At 47.0% G+C, this 15,376-nt stretch carries 16 protein-coding genes; 5 read left to right on the top strand and 11 right to left on the bottom strand.

Annotated features, from left to right (window positions below):
* Window positions 1-20: 20 nt before the first annotated feature.
* The 8 genes from sucD to ACO0K8_RS13670 all read right to left on the bottom strand — a co-directional run bounded on the left by sucD (window position 21) and on the right by ACO0K8_RS13670 (window position 8,609).
* Window positions 21-902 (bottom strand): succinate--CoA ligase subunit alpha, encoded by an 882-nt coding sequence (sucD, locus tag ACO0K8_RS13705; protein WP_422947213.1) that lies wholly within the window; start codon window positions 900-902, stop codon window positions 21-23.
* A gap of 14 nt (window positions 903-916) precedes the next feature.
* Window positions 917-2,098, bottom strand: coding sequence for an ADP-forming succinate--CoA ligase subunit beta (gene sucC, locus ACO0K8_RS13700; protein WP_422947311.1), 1,182 nt, complete (start codon window positions 2,096-2,098; stop codon window positions 917-919).
* Between the two features lie 77 nt (window positions 2,099-2,175).
* Entirely contained in the window at window positions 2,176-2,733 is a 558-nt protein-coding gene (locus tag ACO0K8_RS13695) for a DUF2889 domain-containing protein (protein ID WP_422947212.1), read from the bottom strand.
* A gap of 209 nt (window positions 2,734-2,942) precedes the next feature.
* The gene (gene recX, locus ACO0K8_RS13690; RefSeq protein ID WP_422947211.1) at window positions 2,943-3,407 is read right to left on the bottom strand and encodes a recombination regulator RecX; all 465 of its coding nucleotides are present in this window, start codon (window positions 3,405-3,407) and stop codon (window positions 2,943-2,945) included.
* A gap of 71 nt (window positions 3,408-3,478) precedes the next feature.
* Window positions 3,479-4,519 (bottom strand): recombinase RecA, encoded by a 1,041-nt coding sequence (gene recA / locus ACO0K8_RS13685; RefSeq protein ID WP_422947210.1) that lies wholly within the window; start codon window positions 4,517-4,519, stop codon window positions 3,479-3,481.
* Between the two features lie 202 nt (window positions 4,520-4,721).
* A complete protein-coding gene (tal, locus tag ACO0K8_RS13680; protein ID WP_422947209.1) occupies window positions 4,722-5,657 on the bottom strand; it encodes a transaldolase in 936 nt (311 codons plus the stop codon).
* A 21-nt stretch (window positions 5,658-5,678) separates the two neighbouring features.
* The gene (selD, locus tag ACO0K8_RS13675; RefSeq protein WP_422947208.1) at window positions 5,679-6,731 is read right to left on the bottom strand and encodes a selenide, water dikinase SelD; all 1,053 of its coding nucleotides are present in this window, start codon (window positions 6,729-6,731) and stop codon (window positions 5,679-5,681) included.
* 408 nt (window positions 6,732-7,139) lie between these two features.
* On the bottom strand, window positions 7,140-8,609 hold the full coding sequence (locus ACO0K8_RS13670; RefSeq protein WP_422947207.1) for a DEAD/DEAH box helicase: 1,470 nt from the start codon (window positions 8,607-8,609) through the stop codon (window positions 7,140-7,142).
* A gap of 442 nt (window positions 8,610-9,051) precedes the next feature.
* Here ACO0K8_RS13670 and modA point away from each other — a divergent pair, with 442 nt between their 5' ends.
* The 4 genes from modA to ACO0K8_RS13650 are packed head-to-tail and all read left to right on the top strand — an operon-like array spanning window position 9,052 to window position 11,807.
* Window positions 9,052-9,831, top strand: a complete 780-nt coding sequence (gene modA, locus ACO0K8_RS13665; RefSeq protein ID WP_422947206.1) for a molybdate ABC transporter substrate-binding protein — start codon at window positions 9,052-9,054, stop codon at window positions 9,829-9,831.
* On the top strand, window positions 9,828-10,238 hold the full coding sequence (locus ACO0K8_RS13660) for a TOBE domain-containing protein (RefSeq protein ID WP_422947205.1): 411 nt from the start codon (window positions 9,828-9,830) through the stop codon (window positions 10,236-10,238). The genes modA and ACO0K8_RS13660 overlap by 4 nt, the downstream gene beginning before the upstream one ends.
* On the top strand, window positions 10,235-10,924 hold the full coding sequence (modB, locus tag ACO0K8_RS13655) for a molybdate ABC transporter permease subunit (protein ID WP_422947204.1): 690 nt from the start codon (window positions 10,235-10,237) through the stop codon (window positions 10,922-10,924). Before ACO0K8_RS13660 ends, modB begins: the two co-directional genes overlap by 4 nt.
* Window positions 10,925-10,937: 13 nt before the next feature.
* A complete protein-coding gene (locus tag ACO0K8_RS13650) occupies window positions 10,938-11,807 on the top strand; it encodes an ABC transporter ATP-binding protein (protein WP_422947203.1) in 870 nt (289 codons plus the stop codon).
* A gap of 67 nt (window positions 11,808-11,874) precedes the next feature.
* Here ACO0K8_RS13650 and fabI read toward each other — a convergent pair whose 3' ends face one another.
* From fabI to ACO0K8_RS13635, 3 genes are all read right to left on the bottom strand, one after another.
* Entirely contained in the window at window positions 11,875-12,657 is a 783-nt protein-coding gene (fabI, locus tag ACO0K8_RS13645) for an enoyl-ACP reductase FabI (RefSeq protein WP_422947202.1), read from the bottom strand.
* 274 nt (window positions 12,658-12,931) lie between these two features.
* The gene (gene plsY, locus ACO0K8_RS13640) at window positions 12,932-13,537 is read right to left on the bottom strand and encodes a glycerol-3-phosphate 1-O-acyltransferase PlsY (RefSeq protein ID WP_422947201.1); all 606 of its coding nucleotides are present in this window, start codon (window positions 13,535-13,537) and stop codon (window positions 12,932-12,934) included.
* A gap of 72 nt (window positions 13,538-13,609) precedes the next feature.
* Entirely contained in the window at window positions 13,610-14,101 is a 492-nt protein-coding gene (locus ACO0K8_RS13635) for an aminoacyl-tRNA deacylase (protein ID WP_422947200.1), read from the bottom strand.
* A gap of 74 nt (window positions 14,102-14,175) precedes the next feature.
* Here ACO0K8_RS13635 and ACO0K8_RS13630 point away from each other — a divergent pair, with 74 nt between their 5' ends.
* Window positions 14,176-15,375: a glycerophosphodiester phosphodiesterase gene (locus ACO0K8_RS13630; RefSeq protein ID WP_422947199.1), complete on the top strand. Its 1,200-nt coding sequence runs from the start codon at window positions 14,176-14,178 to the stop codon at window positions 15,373-15,375.
* Window position 15,376: the final 1 nt, after the last annotated feature.

The raw sequence follows: 15,376 nt of genomic DNA, 5'->3' as shown, positions 1-15,376 counted from the left end.
ATTTTTATTTACAAATCAGACTACAGCATTGCTTTGAGTAAGCGAGCCATTTCTGATGGATTTTTTGTAGCTTTGATGCCACACTCTTCCATGATATCGAGCTTCGCTTGCGCCGTATCGGCACCGCCAGAAATCAAAGCACCAGCATGCCCCATGCGCTTGCCTGGAGGCGCGGTAACACCAGCGATGAAGCCGACTACTGGCTTCTTCATGTTATCACGTATCCAGTAAGAAGCATTCGCCTCATCCGGACCGCCGATTTCACCAATCATGATCACTGCATCAGTATCAGGATCGTCATTGAACATCTGCATGATATCGATATGTTTCAAGCCATTGATAGGATCGCCACCAATACCGACAGCAGAAGATTGACCTAAACCAAGCGCAGTTAATTGGCCGACAGCTTCGTAAGTCAAAGTACCGGAACGCGACACCACACCGATGCGGCCTTTACGATGGATGTGACCTGGCATGATACCGATCTTGATTTCATCTGGAGTAATCAGACCAGGGCAATTAGGTCCTAGCAATTTTGTTTTACTGCCAGATTTTGCCATGCGGTCTTTCAACATCATCATGTCACGCACAGGAATACCTTCAGTAATACAAATCGCCAAATCAAGGTCAGCTTCTACCGCTTCCCAAATTGCGGCAGCGGCACCTGCTGGCGGCACATAAATAACCGAAACAGTCGCACCGGTTGCAGCTTTGGCTTCTGACACGTTGGCGAAAATAGGAATACCTTCAAAATCTTCACCCGCTTTTTTCGGATTTACGCCAGCAACGAAACAATTTTGTCCGTTTGCGTAATCGCGACACATGCGAGTGTGAAATTGACCGGTCTTGCCGGTGATACCTTGGGTAATAACTTTTGTATCTTTATTGATCAGGATCGACATATTGTTCCTTGCGATTATTTAGCTTGGGCAGCGGCAACAACTTTCTGCGCCGCTTCTTCCATGGTGTCTGCAGCAATGATAGGCAAACCGGAGTCAGCCAACATTTTCTTGCCGATATCTTCGTTGGTACCCTTCATCCGCACTACCAAAGGCACTTGCAAAGAAACTGCCTTGGATGCAGTAATCACACCTTCTGCAATAACATCACAACGCATGATACCGCCAAAAATATTCACCAAAATAGCTTTCAAACCTGGGTTTTTAAGCATGATTTTGAAGGCTTCAGTGACTTTTTCCGCCGTCGCGCCACCACCAACGTCAAGGAAGTTAGCTGGTTCGCCTCCGAATAATTTAATCGTATCCATGGTTGCCATCGCCAAGCCCGCACCATTCACCAGACAACCGATATTACCGTCGAGAGAAATATACGCAAGGTCAAATTTTGAGGCCTCGATTTCAGCCGGATCCTCTTCGTCCAAATCGCGATATGCAACGATTTCTGGCTGACGGAACAAGGCATTTGCGTCGAAGTTGAACTTAGCATCAAGTGCGATGACTTTGCCAGAACCGGTCAGAATCAAAGGATTGATTTCGGCTAGTGAACAATCGGTGGCCATAAATGCTGCGTACAAACCTTTTAACTGATTGCGCGCATCAACGACTGATGCTTCTGGCACACCAATTTTACGGGCAATCGCATCCGCTTCTGCGTCTTGCAAACCAGCTGTAGGATCAATAGCTATCGAATGCAACAATTCAGGGTGACTTTCAGCCACTTCCTCAATGTCCATACCGCCTTCTGACGATGCCATCAACACTACGCGTTGGCTAACACGATCAGTCACCATACTGACATACAGTTCCTTCTGGATGTCAGCACCTTCTTCTATCAAAAGCCTGCGAACTTTTTGCCCTTCAGGACTAGTCTGATGAGTAATCAGTTGCATTCCCAAAATAGCTTCTGCGTATTCACGGACTTGCTCGAGGGATTTTGCAACTTTGACGCCGCCGCCTTTACCACGGCCACCTGCGTGGATTTGCGCCTTGACAACCCATACCGGGCCGCCCAAAGTTTCTGCCGCTTTGACCGCTTCATCAACAGACAGGCACGGGATACCGCGAGGTACTGTCACTCCAAATTTACGGAGGATTTCTTTACCCTGATACTCATGAATTTTCATACGTCTTCCCTTCAGACACTGAGGTATTAGTTAAATTAGTAAAATTACTTACGACAAGTAAAACAAAAACGGTACAGCTTTGCGATAAGCGACTAAATTGCCCAGCGCGGATAATATTGCACCACGGCCGATCCATCTAGCCTTAATGCATGACAACGATTGAGTTGAAAAGGTTGCTGCGTGTGCTGGGCGTCATCATTTGCGCCATCACGAGTATTAAGTACATCACCGGCAAAAGCCTGAACTGCTGCAGTTGGAAGAATTTGTGCCAATTCGGTAATATGGGTGCAGCCATTAATGCCGGAGAGCCTTTGCTTTACGCCCTGACGAAATTGCTGCATCAAATTGAGACCGATTAGCTTTTTGTATTCAGGCCCTATCGTATTGCAAAAACCTGGATAAGGTACCGCATCAGAGATGGCATCTGCGTCAATGATATTTAAATTAGTATCAATAGTAATTCGAAGACTCAAATCATGAATAGCCGAACCATTAGGGCGAACGCCGGAAGCGAGCGCAATATCACGCGTTTTACAGTCAATAATTTGAGCGTCAAGATCCCACAAGCCATCGTCACGTGCGAACGCTTGAATAGTAATGGTGCGAGTATGCTTCAACGCACGTCGAATTGTAGGCGGAGATAAGGGCATAAATGCCTGTTGCGGGCTAATTCAGTGTAAAAATAGCCACAATTGCGCGTCGCTACCGCAGCTTCTACGATAACAGCCGCTCTTGCGGCACTGCAAAAAAAGGAAGTTTAGCACAGCTCGCGGACTAATTCCATTTTCATCGACGCCATCGTCCCGCTAACAAATAAGGATTTGGAAAATTTTGCATTACCGAGTAGTCGGAACTATATTCAAGCTTCCCCATCATCGTTATTTCTCTTTACCCGCATCGCCGCTTGAATTGCTACGCCAGAAAAGCCTCGTTTCTGTAAAAATTGCATTTGCTTCGCGCGTTCCATATGATCCACCGGCTCGAATCGATATTTTCTATGTAGGACCTCAGTCGCCCTAACAGCTTCCGACTCAATCAATTGCGATTTCACTTTTTCAATTTCGGCTTTCTCGATATTATGACTTTGCAATTCTAAAAAAATACGTTGATTGCCAAATCTAGCCTGTCGCCTTCTTACCAGGGACGCAGAAAACCGCTCCTCTGACAGGAATTGTGCGGACTCCAATACGTCGAGCAATGCAGATACATCGTCGGTTTCCTCTGCATAGCGAGACAACTTTCTCCCCAACTCCAAACGACTATGTTCACGCATAGAAAGGTAACGCAATGCTCTTGCTTTAAGACTTATTTTTACTTTAAACATTTTGACGCCCATAAAAAAACGCCGGCAATCCTGATGCATCAGGGAAGCCGGCGTTCTTAAATATTTTGCTTTTATTCGGTAGTCGCCAACGGTGGCAACAAAGGTACGCCTAGTTGCACCCTGACTTTATTCTCAATTTCATGCGCCAAGGCAGGACGTTCTACCAGGAAATTGCGCGCATTATCCTTTCCTTGTCCTATACGCTCACCGTTATAGCTATACCAAGAACCTGCTTTCTCAATAATTTTTGCATCGGCACCCAGATCCAAAATTTCGCCTTCGCGCGACGTACCTGCACCATAAAGAATATCAAAATGCGCCTCTTTGAAAGGCGGCGCAACTTTATTCTTTACAACTTTAACCTTAGTTTCATTACCGATCACTTCATCGCCTGATTTTATCGAGCCGGTACGACGAATATCTAATCGAACGGAAGCATAAAATTTCAATGCATTACCTCCAGTAGTAGTTTCTGGACTACCGAACATCACACCGATTTTCATGCGTATCTGGTTAATGAAAATAACCAAAGTATTGGTACGATTAATACTACCAGTTAATTTACGCAATGCTTGCGACATCAGGCGTGCTTGCAAACCAGGTAAAGAGTCACCCATATCGCCTTCAATTTCAGCACGAGGAGTCAGCGCAGCAACAGAATCGATGACAATCAGATCAACGCTACCTGAACGCACCAAAGCATCAGTAATTTCCAATGCTTGCTCGCCTGTATCAGGCTGAGAAATCAAGAGATCAGGAAGGTTAACCCCCAATTTCTGCGCATAACCGACATCCAATGCATGCTCAGCATCAATAAACGCACATGTTCCGCCTAATTTTTGCATTTCTGCAATAACTTGCAAAGTCAAAGTGGTCTTACCGGAAGATTCTGGTCCGTAGATCTCAACCACACGACCACGTGGTAACCCACCGACGCCCAGCGCGATATCCAAACCCAGGGATCCGGTAGAAACAACTTGAATTTCTTCTATTACAGCACCGTCAGCGAGACGCATGACCGAGCCCTTGCCAAATTGTTTTTCAATTTGTGCCAGGGCGGCAGCTAGTGCCTTGCTCTTTTCAGAGCTGTTGTCAGATTTTTTATCGTCCATAAATTCTTTCAGTTAAGAGCAAGCAACAAGGTGAGTCTTTAAAAATGCGTCCAGTAACGACACTGTATAAAAAATCAGTGGTTTATGCAAGCATCATTTTATGATTTTTGAATAATCTCTTTATTTTTACGCGAAGACGAGCAACGAAAAATCCATATAGAACTCCCAATTAGCAAAAAAAAGCATGCTTTGAGGCTTACTATCAGCGCATTGTCGCGATCATTTGCTCCAATTTGAGAGTATCGGCACAGAACATGCGTATGCCCTCGGCCAATTTTTCGGTCGCCATTGCATCTTCATTTAAGTGAAAGCGGAAAGTTTTTTCATCCATGACTATCTTTTCTAAATCGGAAGTCCGCGCCGCATCCGTATTCAATTTCTGAGTAAGATTAGCGTTGGAGTCACTTAATTTTTGCAATAGATCTGGGCTAATCGTAAGCAAATCGCAACCAGCCAACTCTAAAATCTGTGAGGTATTGCGGAAACTCGCCCCCATAATTTCAGTTGCGTAGCCAAATTTTCGGTAGTACGTATAGATTTTCTTGACCGATAAGACTCCAGGGTCGTCCGCACCGTAAATCTCCTGACCAGTCTGTTTCTTGTACCAGTCATAAATCCGTCCAACAAATGGCGAGATTAATTGCGCACCAGCCTCCGCGCAGGCGATCGCTTGCGGGAGACAAAACAGCAGCGTCATATTACAACGTATGCCTTCTTTTTCTAGTATTTGAGCGGCCTGTATCCCTTCCCACGTAGATGCAATTTTAATCAGCACTCGTTCTTTAGGGATCCCGGCTTCTTGATACAAGGTGATCAGATGTCGGCCTTTGGCAACGGTTTTTTCTGTATCAAACGATAGTCGTGCATCGGTTTCAGTGGAGACCCGTCCAGGTACGATTGCCAGAATTTTCAGGCCGAAAGCGATCAACAGATGATCAATAATTTCATCCATCGTTTTCCCCGCGTGTTGCTGCAATACTTGCTCCAACAAAGGCAGATACTCTGCTTTTTGAACCGCTTTCAATATCAAGGATGGATTGGTGGTCGCGTCACGTGGCGCATACGCTTGCATGGATTGGAAATCACCGGTGTCAGCGACAACGGTGGTGTACTGTTTGAGTTGTTCAAGTTGATTCATATAAATTTTCGCATAAAAAAATCAAAGGTTTACTTCTACTATACTTGTTCCCGCAACAATATCACCAATTACGGAGGCATCCAAAAAATCGCCGCTTCTAAATATTTCCAAAACCTGCTGTACCGACTCGGGATCACAAGCCACCAACAAGCCACCTGAGGTTTGCGGATCACTTAATAGGGCTTGCTGTACGGCACTTATGCCATTAGTTTTGACATCGTGACCATATGCAGCCCAATTTCGTGCCGACGCACCAGTGATATAACCAGCCTCTGCCAGTTGCGCGACTTGGGGCAATAAAGGAATCTGTGACATGTTTAAGCGCGCGCCAACTTGCGCGCCACGGCATACTTCTAGCAGGTGCCCAAGCAAACCAAATCCAGTAACATCAGTCATGGCACTCACCCCATCCAAGAGTGACAGCGCTTGTCCAGGTTTGTTCAATTTAGTCGTGTTCAGAATCATGCTTGCATAACCAGCGGCATCTAAGGCCTGCTTTTTAAGTGCTGCCGACAAAATACCAACGCCGATAGGCTTGCCGAGTATTAACTTATCACCTACTTTAGCAGCGGAATTGCGCTTAAGTTTTGAGGGGTGAATTAAACCTAATACAACTAGACCATAAATCGGCTCCACCGAATCTATCGTATGGCCACCCGCAATCGGAATGCCAGCTTCCGCGCAAATACTCTCGCCTCCCTGGATAATTTGACCAATCACTTCTAGCGGCAACTGGTTAATCGGCATACCCACCAAAGCCAAAGCCATAATAGGCGTCCCCCCCATTGCATACACATCGGAGATTGCATTGGTTGCGGCGATACGGCCAAAATCGTAAGCATCATCGACAATAGGCATAAAAAAATCCGTGGTCGCGATCAGTGCTTGCTCGTCGTTGAGTTTATATACTGCAGCATCGTCGGAGGTTTCAATACCGACCATCAAGGCAGCAGGGACTGGAAATCCTGTAGATTTCTTCAATATTTCGGCCAACACACCAGGCGCAATTTTGCAACCGCAACCACCACCGTGCGAGAAAGAAGTCAGCCTTATCGGAGTTGCATTTGTATTCATCTTGACAGCCTTTTAGAGTGCGTTAGTATTTAATGCAATTATTTCGTACTAAGCTAGTATTTAACAGCCTGGCAATCGCGGCACGTGTCACTAACGAAAAACTCATTTCGACACGCCATAGCAAATAAACGGGCATTGATGCTAACTGAAGCCCACAATTATACGCTGAGCCTATTGCCACGTTTTGGTGCCGCATTCGCGCGAGCGGAATCTCAATAGCAGGCCAAACACGCAATCTTGCGTTACTTCATAAAATTTTTTTCGGAACTTTTGCGAAAACTTTAGCGGTTTTAGCATCTGGCAATGCTAGCGTCCAATTCGAACTTGCAGATACAATTTAGCGACCAAAAAAAACGGGCACTTACGTGCCCGTTTTTAATTTACGGATACTATGCAATTACTTGCAGATTACCGATCGCCAAATGAGCGACGGTTACCGTTAGCATCGCCCGAACGAGGGTTGCTGCCTTTATAACCGCCGCCACTTGTTTCGCTACGCGGACCATTGCTGGATGGGCTATTTGGCTTACTGAAAGTACGTTGGCCTGGCTTGCTGCTATTGCCATTAGAATTTGCACCATAACCACCGCCACTAGAACGTGTATCACCCGGTTTCCAGCCACCTGGTTTGCGCGCTGTTGAGCGTGAAGCAACCGCACTCTTTTTAGGCTCAAAACCTTCAATGACATCGACAGGTATCAATTGCTTGGTGAAGCGTTCGATACGTTTAACATTGATACCTTCAGCATGATTTACCAAAGAAATCGCTACGCCGTTACGACCAGCACGACCAGTGCGGCCGATACGATGAACATAATCCTCTGGGAATTTAGGTAAATCGTAGTTAAATACGTGAGTAATCGCTGGAACGTCGATACCGCGAGCGGCAACGTCAGTCGCCACCAACACACGAACCTGACCGCGACGCAAAGCATCTAAAGTACGGTTACGAGCACCTTGATGCATATCGCCATGCAAGGCGGCAGCAGCAAAACCGGCTATATTCAAACGGTCCGCGATAGTATCGGCATCACGCTTGGTTGCAGTAAATACGACAGCTTGATCAACCGACTCATCACGCAACAAATGATCGAGCATACGATTTTTGTGCGACAGATCATCTACAAAATGAACTTTTTGAGTGATATTTTCGTGCTTGGTTGCAGAACCGGCGATCTGAATGATCATAGGATCTTTAGTGATACGGCGCGCCATATTACCGACGACACCATCAAGCGTCGCTGAGAACAACATGGTTTGACGTGACTCTGGAGTCGCGGCAACGATTTTTTCGATATCATCGATAAAACCCATATCCAACATGCGATCGGCTTCATCCAAAACCAAAATTTCCAATTCGGAAAAATCGATCTTGCCCGATTCCATATGATCAATCAAGCGACCTGGAGTGGCGACCAAAATTTCTGGATTGCGCGACAATAATTGCATTTGTTTTGGGTAAGGCATACCGCCCAAGATAGACACAGCCTTAATCTTACGTGAGTAAGCACTGTATTTTTCTGTGGCGGTAGTCACTTGCAAAGCCAATTCGCGAGTTGGTGTCAATACCAACATTTTAGGTTTTGCAGCTTGAAAACGCGGACGTTCGCCACGTGAACGAGCCGACTGACGCTCCTGATTTGGCGTCTTGTCTGCAGCAGTTACTTCGAGGCTGTCGGCTGCAGTTGCAAATTTATGCAAGGCTGGCAACATAAAAGCCGCTGTTTTTCCAGAACCAGTCTGGGAAGAAACCAGCAAGTCACGTCCGGCAATCGCGGCAGGCACTGCCTGGATCTGTACCGCAGTAGGGTCGGTATAACCACTGTCAGTGATAGCGCGGAGTATGGACGTGTGCAGGCCTAGTGTTTCAAAAGTCATTTAATTTCTCTTTCGTTATATATCTGCGCCCAGCAACAGCGAGGCGCGCAAAAAAGCAGCGTCAACCAAACGAAATGAACAAAGAAAACCAGTTTCAAAATGAAACGAGAGCGGTATACGATGAAATTTCGGCACAAAAGCTTTGCGCCGGGATGATGTCTTTTAAGGAACAAGACATACAGGGCGGGAGGGCTTTTACATTGCTGCATCTGTTATTGCCAGATGCGCATAGGCTACGGTGCTGCAGTAACACTACAATAATTATATTGCAGTGCAAAAAAGTGACTATACAGGATTTCCATGGAAATTGCACTTATTTATTGACACGCGGCAGCTTTTTACTTAAAAGTTATGCCGTAATTCTGGTATTGCTATCAAACTAGCTATTGTATGCGCAAGCAAGACCGCATAATAGCGAAGCTTTTCATTAACGAACATATCTATGCCATTCAAGACATCTTTTTCCCAGCGAATTTTCGCCCTGTTTTCACTACTATTTTCGTCGCAATACAGCAATTACGCGGCGGCTGACACTCTGTCGGTGGCGGTAGCGGCCAATGTCCAATACGTGTTTGATGAAATCAAGCTCGAGTTCAAAAAGGAAAGCGGGCACGAACTGCTGGCCACCTACAACTCTTCAGGAAAATTTGTCACCCAAATACTTAATGGTGCGCCCTTTGATGTTTTTCTCTCGGCCGACATGGAGTATCCGGATTACTTAAATAAGCAGTCATATACCACCGTGCCACCCAAAGCCTACGCCTATGGCAGCCTGGTGTTATGGAGCATGAAAAAACAAGACTTAAGTCAGTGGCAAAGTATAATAAGCGGCAATACTGTCTCCAAAATTGCGCTGGCAAATCCCAAAACGGCCCCATATGGACGCGAAGCGATGAGAAGCCTTGCCTACTTCAAACTGGATGTCAGCTTAAAACCGCGACTGGTTTTTGGCGACAGTATTTCACAGACCAATCAATACATCCATTCCGGAGTCGCCGATATAGGCTTCACCGCAAAGTCGGTAGTTCTCGCCAAAGAAATGAAAGACCAGGGCAGCTGGATAGAAGTCCCTCAAGAGTCCTATCAGGCGATAGCTCAGGGTGCCGTCATACTCAAGCACGGAAAAGAAAGTAATCCCGTACTGGCCCAACAATTTTACGATTTTTTGTATTCGGCAAAAGCCCGCGCCATCTTCCAAAAAAATGGCTATACGGTGCCATGAATATCCTCTCAGGCCACATCGCGGCGATAGAAGCGCATGGCAGCATCGCGATAGTCGACGTCAGTGTTGCTGCCCATCATTTTACTGCCACCCTACTTGGCAGTCCCGAGCATCTGGCCAACTGGCAAATCGGGCAAGCGGTACAACTGCTATTTAAAGAGACTGAAGTGGCTTTGGCAAAAAATTTATCGGGTCAAATTAGCCTCAGAAACCGCCTGCCCGGAACCATCGTCGCCATCGAAATCGGTCAGGTTCTGACCCGCGCCATCATCGACATGGGCGGCTTACAGATCAGCTCAATTATTACCTCACGTTCTGCGCGAGGCTTGCAACTGGCAATAGGCGATGCCATCGAGGGTCTGGTGAAATCGAATGAGATGAGTTTGATGCTGGCAGAAGAAGCATGATTTTTTTCAACGTCGACTGGGCTCCATTGCTGCTGACATTTAAATTAGCGGCACTGACCACCCTCATCTTATTTTTGCTAGGCCTGCCATTGGCTTATTGGCTGGCGTTTTCCCACAACCGATTTAAGCCCGCGTTTGAGGCTAGCGTCAGCATGCCACTGGTGTTACCGCCCTCAGTCCTGGGATTTTATCTGTTGCTGGCCCTTAGTCCGCAACAAGCGTTTGGCCTGTGGCTAGCGCAGACTTTCGATATCCGCCTGGTGTTCAGCTTTACCGGACTGGTGATAGGCTCCGTCATTTTCAGCTTGCCGTTTATGGTGCACCCGATCCAATCGGGCTTGCAAAACCTCCCTTATTCCCTGGTCGAGGCGTCCCGTACGCTGGGCAAGTCCGATCTTCACACACTCATTCGCGTGCTGTTGCCGAATATTAAATCATCCCTACTGGCGGGAATAGTTATGACGTTTGCCCATACCATAGGAGAATTTGGCGTGGTGCTGATGATAGGCGGGAATATTCCAGGAGTGACCAAGGTCGCCTCTATCGCCATTTACGACGAGGTCGAGAGCCTCAATTATGCTGCGGCACATTTTTATGCTTTGATCTTATCCATCGTCAGCTTTGCCGTGTTATTGCTGGTCTACATGAGTAAGCGCCGCGCCCCACTCGCCTTTACGCGTCAATGAATGAGCTACCACGATGCTTGAACTAGACCTGCAAAAAAAATTCAGTAGCAGCTCAACCTCGCTTCAGATTGATATCAAGCTGAAGGCAGATGCGCGTGATTTTATTGCTTTATTTGGCCCCTCTGGTGCGGGAAAAACTACCCTACTGCGCATGTTAGCCGGCCTGAGCAGCCCCGACAGTGGGCGCATAGTGGTAGATGGGATCACTTGGTTTGATGCAGTAAAAAAAATCAATCTACCGCCACAGCAACGCTCGCTCGGATTGGTATTCCAGGACTACGCCCTATTCCCAAATATGAGCGTACGCCACAATGTCGCCTATGGTGCGGCCAAGAATCAAGACGCGTGGATAGAACATCTATTGCAACTAACTGGCTTAAGCGCGTTTCAAAGCAGCTTGCCCGCTACGCTATCGGGCGGACAAAAGCAACGAGTCGCCTTGGCACGCGCGCTGGCACGCAAACCCACGTTATTATTAATGGATGAGCCCTTGTCGGCACTGGACGGCGTATTGCGCTCACAACTACAAGATGAGCTATTGCAATTGCATCAGGAATGCGGGCTGACCAGCATTCTGGTCAGTCACGACATAGGCGAGGTTTTTAAGCTCTCGCAATGCGTGCATCAAATGGAACAAGGCAAAATCATCAAGTCCGGCACCCCGGCACAAGTCTTTTTGCAGCAACGACTATCCGGCAAACTCAATCTGCGCGCGCAAGTACTGGCAATACGTCAGGAAGAAGTGATTTATGTGCTATCACTATTAATCGCTCAGGATATCGTAGAGATTATTGCAGGAGAGGATGAGGTAAAGGATTTGAAAGTGGGCGATCAGATTGCCATCTCAAGCAAGGCTTTCAGCCCTTTGATTTTCAGACTATAAAACTATGACGCATTCGAGCTGCAATGCGCCATAGATACACAAAAAGACACAAAATTAGAGCGCAGCCCTATTCCGGTGTCAAACCCATCACGTGCGAGAAACCACCATCGACGTAGGTAATTTCGCCAGTGATACCGCTGGCCAAAGGTGACAACAAGAAAGCGGCAGTATTACCCACTTCTTCTATTGTCACATTGCGGCGCAAGGGAGCATGCTCAGCCACAAAGCCGAGCAACTTACTGAAATCCTTGATGCCGCTGGCGGCCAGAGTCTTGATAGGACCAGCTGAAACGCCATTCACACGTATGCCTTTTTTGCCCAGGTTTTCTGCCAGATAGCGTACCGATGCTTCTAAGGATGCTTTAGCCAAGCCCATGGTGTTGTAATAAGGTATCGCGCGTATCGCTCCCAGATACGACAGCGTCAACACAGAAGAACCTTCGTGCAACAGCGGCAATGCCGCTTTCGTCATCGCAGGGAAGCTGTAAGCTGAAATATCGTGAGCGACTTTAAATGCTTCGCGTGAGAAACCATCGAGGAAATCACCGGCAATCGCTTCGCGCGGGGCGAAACCTATTGCATGCACTAAGCCATCCAAGCGATCCCAATGTTTGGCCAGATCGGTAAACACGGCTTCGATTTGCTCATCACTGCTGACATCGCAATCAAAAATCAAGTCGCTGCCGAACTCTTTGGCGAAATCAGTAATTCTGTCTTTAAAACGCTCGCCCACATAAGTGAAAGCTAACTCAGCGCCTTCGCGTTTGCACGCCTGTGCGATGCCATAAGCGATAGAACGGTTTGACAACAAACCGGTGATCAGAATTTTTTTGCCTTGCAGAAATGCCATGATAACTCCAGGTATTAACGCAGTACTGGTGCAGCTTACAGGCCAAAAAGCCTTGAAGAACCGCATGGATACTGCGCTAAGGGTTTTATACTTATTTTATACAGTGTGTGTCTACGCTATTTAACCAAGTTCTGCGCTAGAACAAGTCTTTAGAGCGTTTACTCACTATTTACTTAATAGGGCGGAATTGTAGTTGTTCGCGCTTAAACGGGCAAATATTAATTCTATTTTTGCCACACCAACATTGCGGAAACCTACCCAAGTATCCGCTAAACTATTTCTTTTTACTGCCCAGGCGGCTTTCTTTACCCTGCATAAGATTACCGATATTGCTGGAATGACGATATACCAGCAAGGCACTCATGATAAAAATTGCGAGTAATTTCGGATCTGGACCGAATAACAAACCATAATAAAACGGCGCAAAAATAGCCGCAATCAAAGCGCCCAGCGAGGAATAACGAAATGCATACACCACCACGATCCAGGTAATCAGTGTGGCCAGCCCCAGCCAGGGATTTATTCCAAGCAAAACGCCGAGCGCAGTAGCGACGCCCTTGCCACCGACAAATTTAAAAAATACCGGCCATAAATGTCCTAAAAACACAGCAAGCGTCACCAGGGCTACCGCAGTATCTCCCAAGCCAAACTGCTCGCCGAATTGAATCGTCAGCCATACCGCCAACCAGCCCTTTGCACCATCACCCAGTAAGGTAAAGACGGCCGCCGCCTTATTTCCACTACGCAGCACATTGGTAGCACCCGGATTTTTTGAGCCATAAGTGCGTGGATCAGAAAGCCGAAACAGCTTGCTGACCACCACTGCAAATGAAATCGATCCCAATAAATAAGCAGCTAACATCGCCAGTAAAGTATTCATCTATATTTCCCTTGATTCTTATTGCTACATTGTTATTTTATTTTTTCGTCTAGCTAAGCGCCTTAGCCTCAACTAGTCATCCAAAGCACACTCGACCGCCTGTGCTTTTAACAGCAAGACCAGTAATGCAGGATCGATTCCTAACAAATAGCCGCGCTTGCCGCCATTGATATAAATTTTATCCAGCAGAAGAATACCCTGTTCGACATAGACAGGCATGGCTTTTTTTGTAGCGAACGGTGAGGTGCCACCGACCATGTAGCCAGAATGGCGTTGCGCCACCTCAGGTTTGCATGGCTCTACCGATTTGCGGCCTATTTGTCGCGCCAGATTTTTGGTCGACACTTTGCAGTCACCATGCATCAGAACGATCAACGGCTTAGTTAATTCATCCTGCATTACCAGCGTTTTGACAACGCAATGTTCATCCACCCCTAATTCACGGGCTGACACTGCGGTACCACCATGTTCTTCGTAAGTGTAAGGGTGCTCACTAAACTGTGCAGCCTGTTTGCGTAAAAACTGAGTCGCGGGTGTTTCTGATACATGTTCTTTTTTAGCCAAAACGTTTCCTTCATGTCATAAGCAGGTCATATCCGAATTATATCGTTCTGTTTTTATCCACAACGAGAAATTTCATGCAAATTCCACGTCATGCAGCCTTGTTATTAGCTTGTTCCGCCAGTGTTTTAATCACTGCCTGCGGCGGCACCGATACCCCTAGCGCATTGCCAACCCTTAACGGTGAACAGCCTATCGTTGTGGCACATCGCGGTGCCTCTGGCTACATTCCTGAAGAAACCTATGAGGCCTATGTGAAGGCGATAGAACTTGGGGCTGATGCAATTGAACCTGATCTGGTATCAACTAAAGATGGCGTACTCATTGCCAGACACGATCCTAATCTGGCGTTCAGTACCGATGTCGCAAAACATCCGGAATTTGCTTCGCGTAAAAAAACCATGAACGTCGACGGCGAAATACAAGCCGACGGCTGGGCCGTAAGCGACTTTACGTTCGCAGAAATCAAAACATTGGGGGGTATTTCCACCGATGCCGAACGGCCACAGCAATTTAACGGGCTCTACAAACTCGTCAGCTTTCAAGAGATCATCGATCTGGTCAAAGCCAAATCAAAAGAAACCGGGCGCACAATCGCTGTCTATCCCGAAACCAAAAACCCTAGTTATCACCGCGCCCTCGGTCTGCCTTTAGAAGACAAACTGATCGCCATCATCAATCAGGCCGGCTGGAACGACAAGACAGCACCGATTTACGTGCAATCCTTCGAACCTGGCAGCCTGAAAGAGTTGCGTGCCAAAGGTTTGAAAACAAAATTAATACAACTGATCGACGCCGACGATGTCGATTTTAAGACGGGAAAATTGACCTACGCGGCGCCTTACGACAGACCGGCAGACTGGGCCCTGTCCGGCGATAAGCGCATGTTCTCCGATATGGTAACGCCAGCAGGTCTGGCCGAAATCAAAACCTACGCCGATGGCATAGGTCCGTGGAAACGTTATATCGTCAGCGTCAAAGGCACCGTGGGTGCCGATGGAAAGATTGTAGACATCAATGGCGATGGAAAAATTAACGATGCCGACACCACAACTATGGAAGCAACTAGCTTAATCGCTGACGCCCATAAAGCGGGGTTGATGCTGCATCCTTACACCTTCCGCAATGAAAAACGCCGCCTTGCCAGCAACTACAAAGGCGATCCGAAAGAAGAATACAAGCAGTTCTTCCGCTTGGGTGTTGATGGTATTTTTTCCGATTTCACCGATACCGCCTTGGCAGCACGTGCCGAGTATTTGAAAGAAACTGGACGTTAAT

Origin of the sequence: Undibacterium sp. Ren11W (assembly GCF_049340485.1) — a bacterium.
Taxonomy (GTDB): Bacteria; Pseudomonadota; Gammaproteobacteria; order Burkholderiales; family Burkholderiaceae_D; genus Undibacterium.
Note: the sequence above shows the minus strand (reverse complement) of the source record. Positions and strands in the feature narration are given on the sequence as shown.

Bases quoted from the DNA above. Each gene is read 5' to 3' on its own strand.
- ACO0K8_RS13660 (WP_422947205.1), top strand. From the start codon at position 9,828: ATGAATATCCTCTCAGGCCACATCGCGGCGATAGAAGCGCATGGCAGC.
- sucD (WP_422947213.1), bottom strand. From the start codon at position 902: ATGTCGATCCTGATCAATAAAGATACAAAAGTTATTACCCAAGGTATC.
- tal (WP_422947209.1), bottom strand. From the start codon at position 5,657: ATGAATCAACTTGAACAACTCAAACAGTACACCACCGTTGTCGCTGAC.
- ACO0K8_RS13670 (WP_422947207.1), bottom strand. From the start codon at position 8,609: ATGACTTTTGAAACACTAGGCCTGCACACGTCCATACTCCGCGCTATC.
- recX (WP_422947211.1), bottom strand. From the start codon at position 3,407: ATGTTTAAAGTAAAAATAAGTCTTAAAGCAAGAGCATTGCGTTACCTT.
- ACO0K8_RS13650 (WP_422947203.1), top strand. From the start codon at position 10,938: ATGCTTGAACTAGACCTGCAAAAAAAATTCAGTAGCAGCTCAACCTCG.
- modB (WP_422947204.1), top strand. From the start codon at position 10,235: ATGATTTTTTTCAACGTCGACTGGGCTCCATTGCTGCTGACATTTAAA.
- recA (WP_422947210.1), bottom strand. From the start codon at position 4,519: ATGGACGATAAAAAATCTGACAACAGCTCTGAAAAGAGCAAGGCACTA.
- ACO0K8_RS13695 (WP_422947212.1), bottom strand. From the start codon at position 2,733: ATGCCCTTATCTCCGCCTACAATTCGACGTGCGTTGAAGCATACTCGC.
- selD (WP_422947208.1), bottom strand. From the start codon at position 6,731: ATGAATACAAATGCAACTCCGATAAGGCTGACTTCTTTCTCGCACGGT.
- modA (WP_422947206.1), top strand. From the start codon at position 9,052: ATGCCATTCAAGACATCTTTTTCCCAGCGAATTTTCGCCCTGTTTTCA.
- plsY (WP_422947201.1), bottom strand. From the start codon at position 13,537: ATGAATACTTTACTGGCGATGTTAGCTGCTTATTTATTGGGATCGATT.
- fabI (WP_422947202.1), bottom strand. From the start codon at position 12,657: ATGGCATTTCTGCAAGGCAAAAAAATTCTGATCACCGGTTTGTTGTCA.
- ACO0K8_RS13630 (WP_422947199.1), top strand. From the start codon at position 14,176: ATGCAAATTCCACGTCATGCAGCCTTGTTATTAGCTTGTTCCGCCAGT.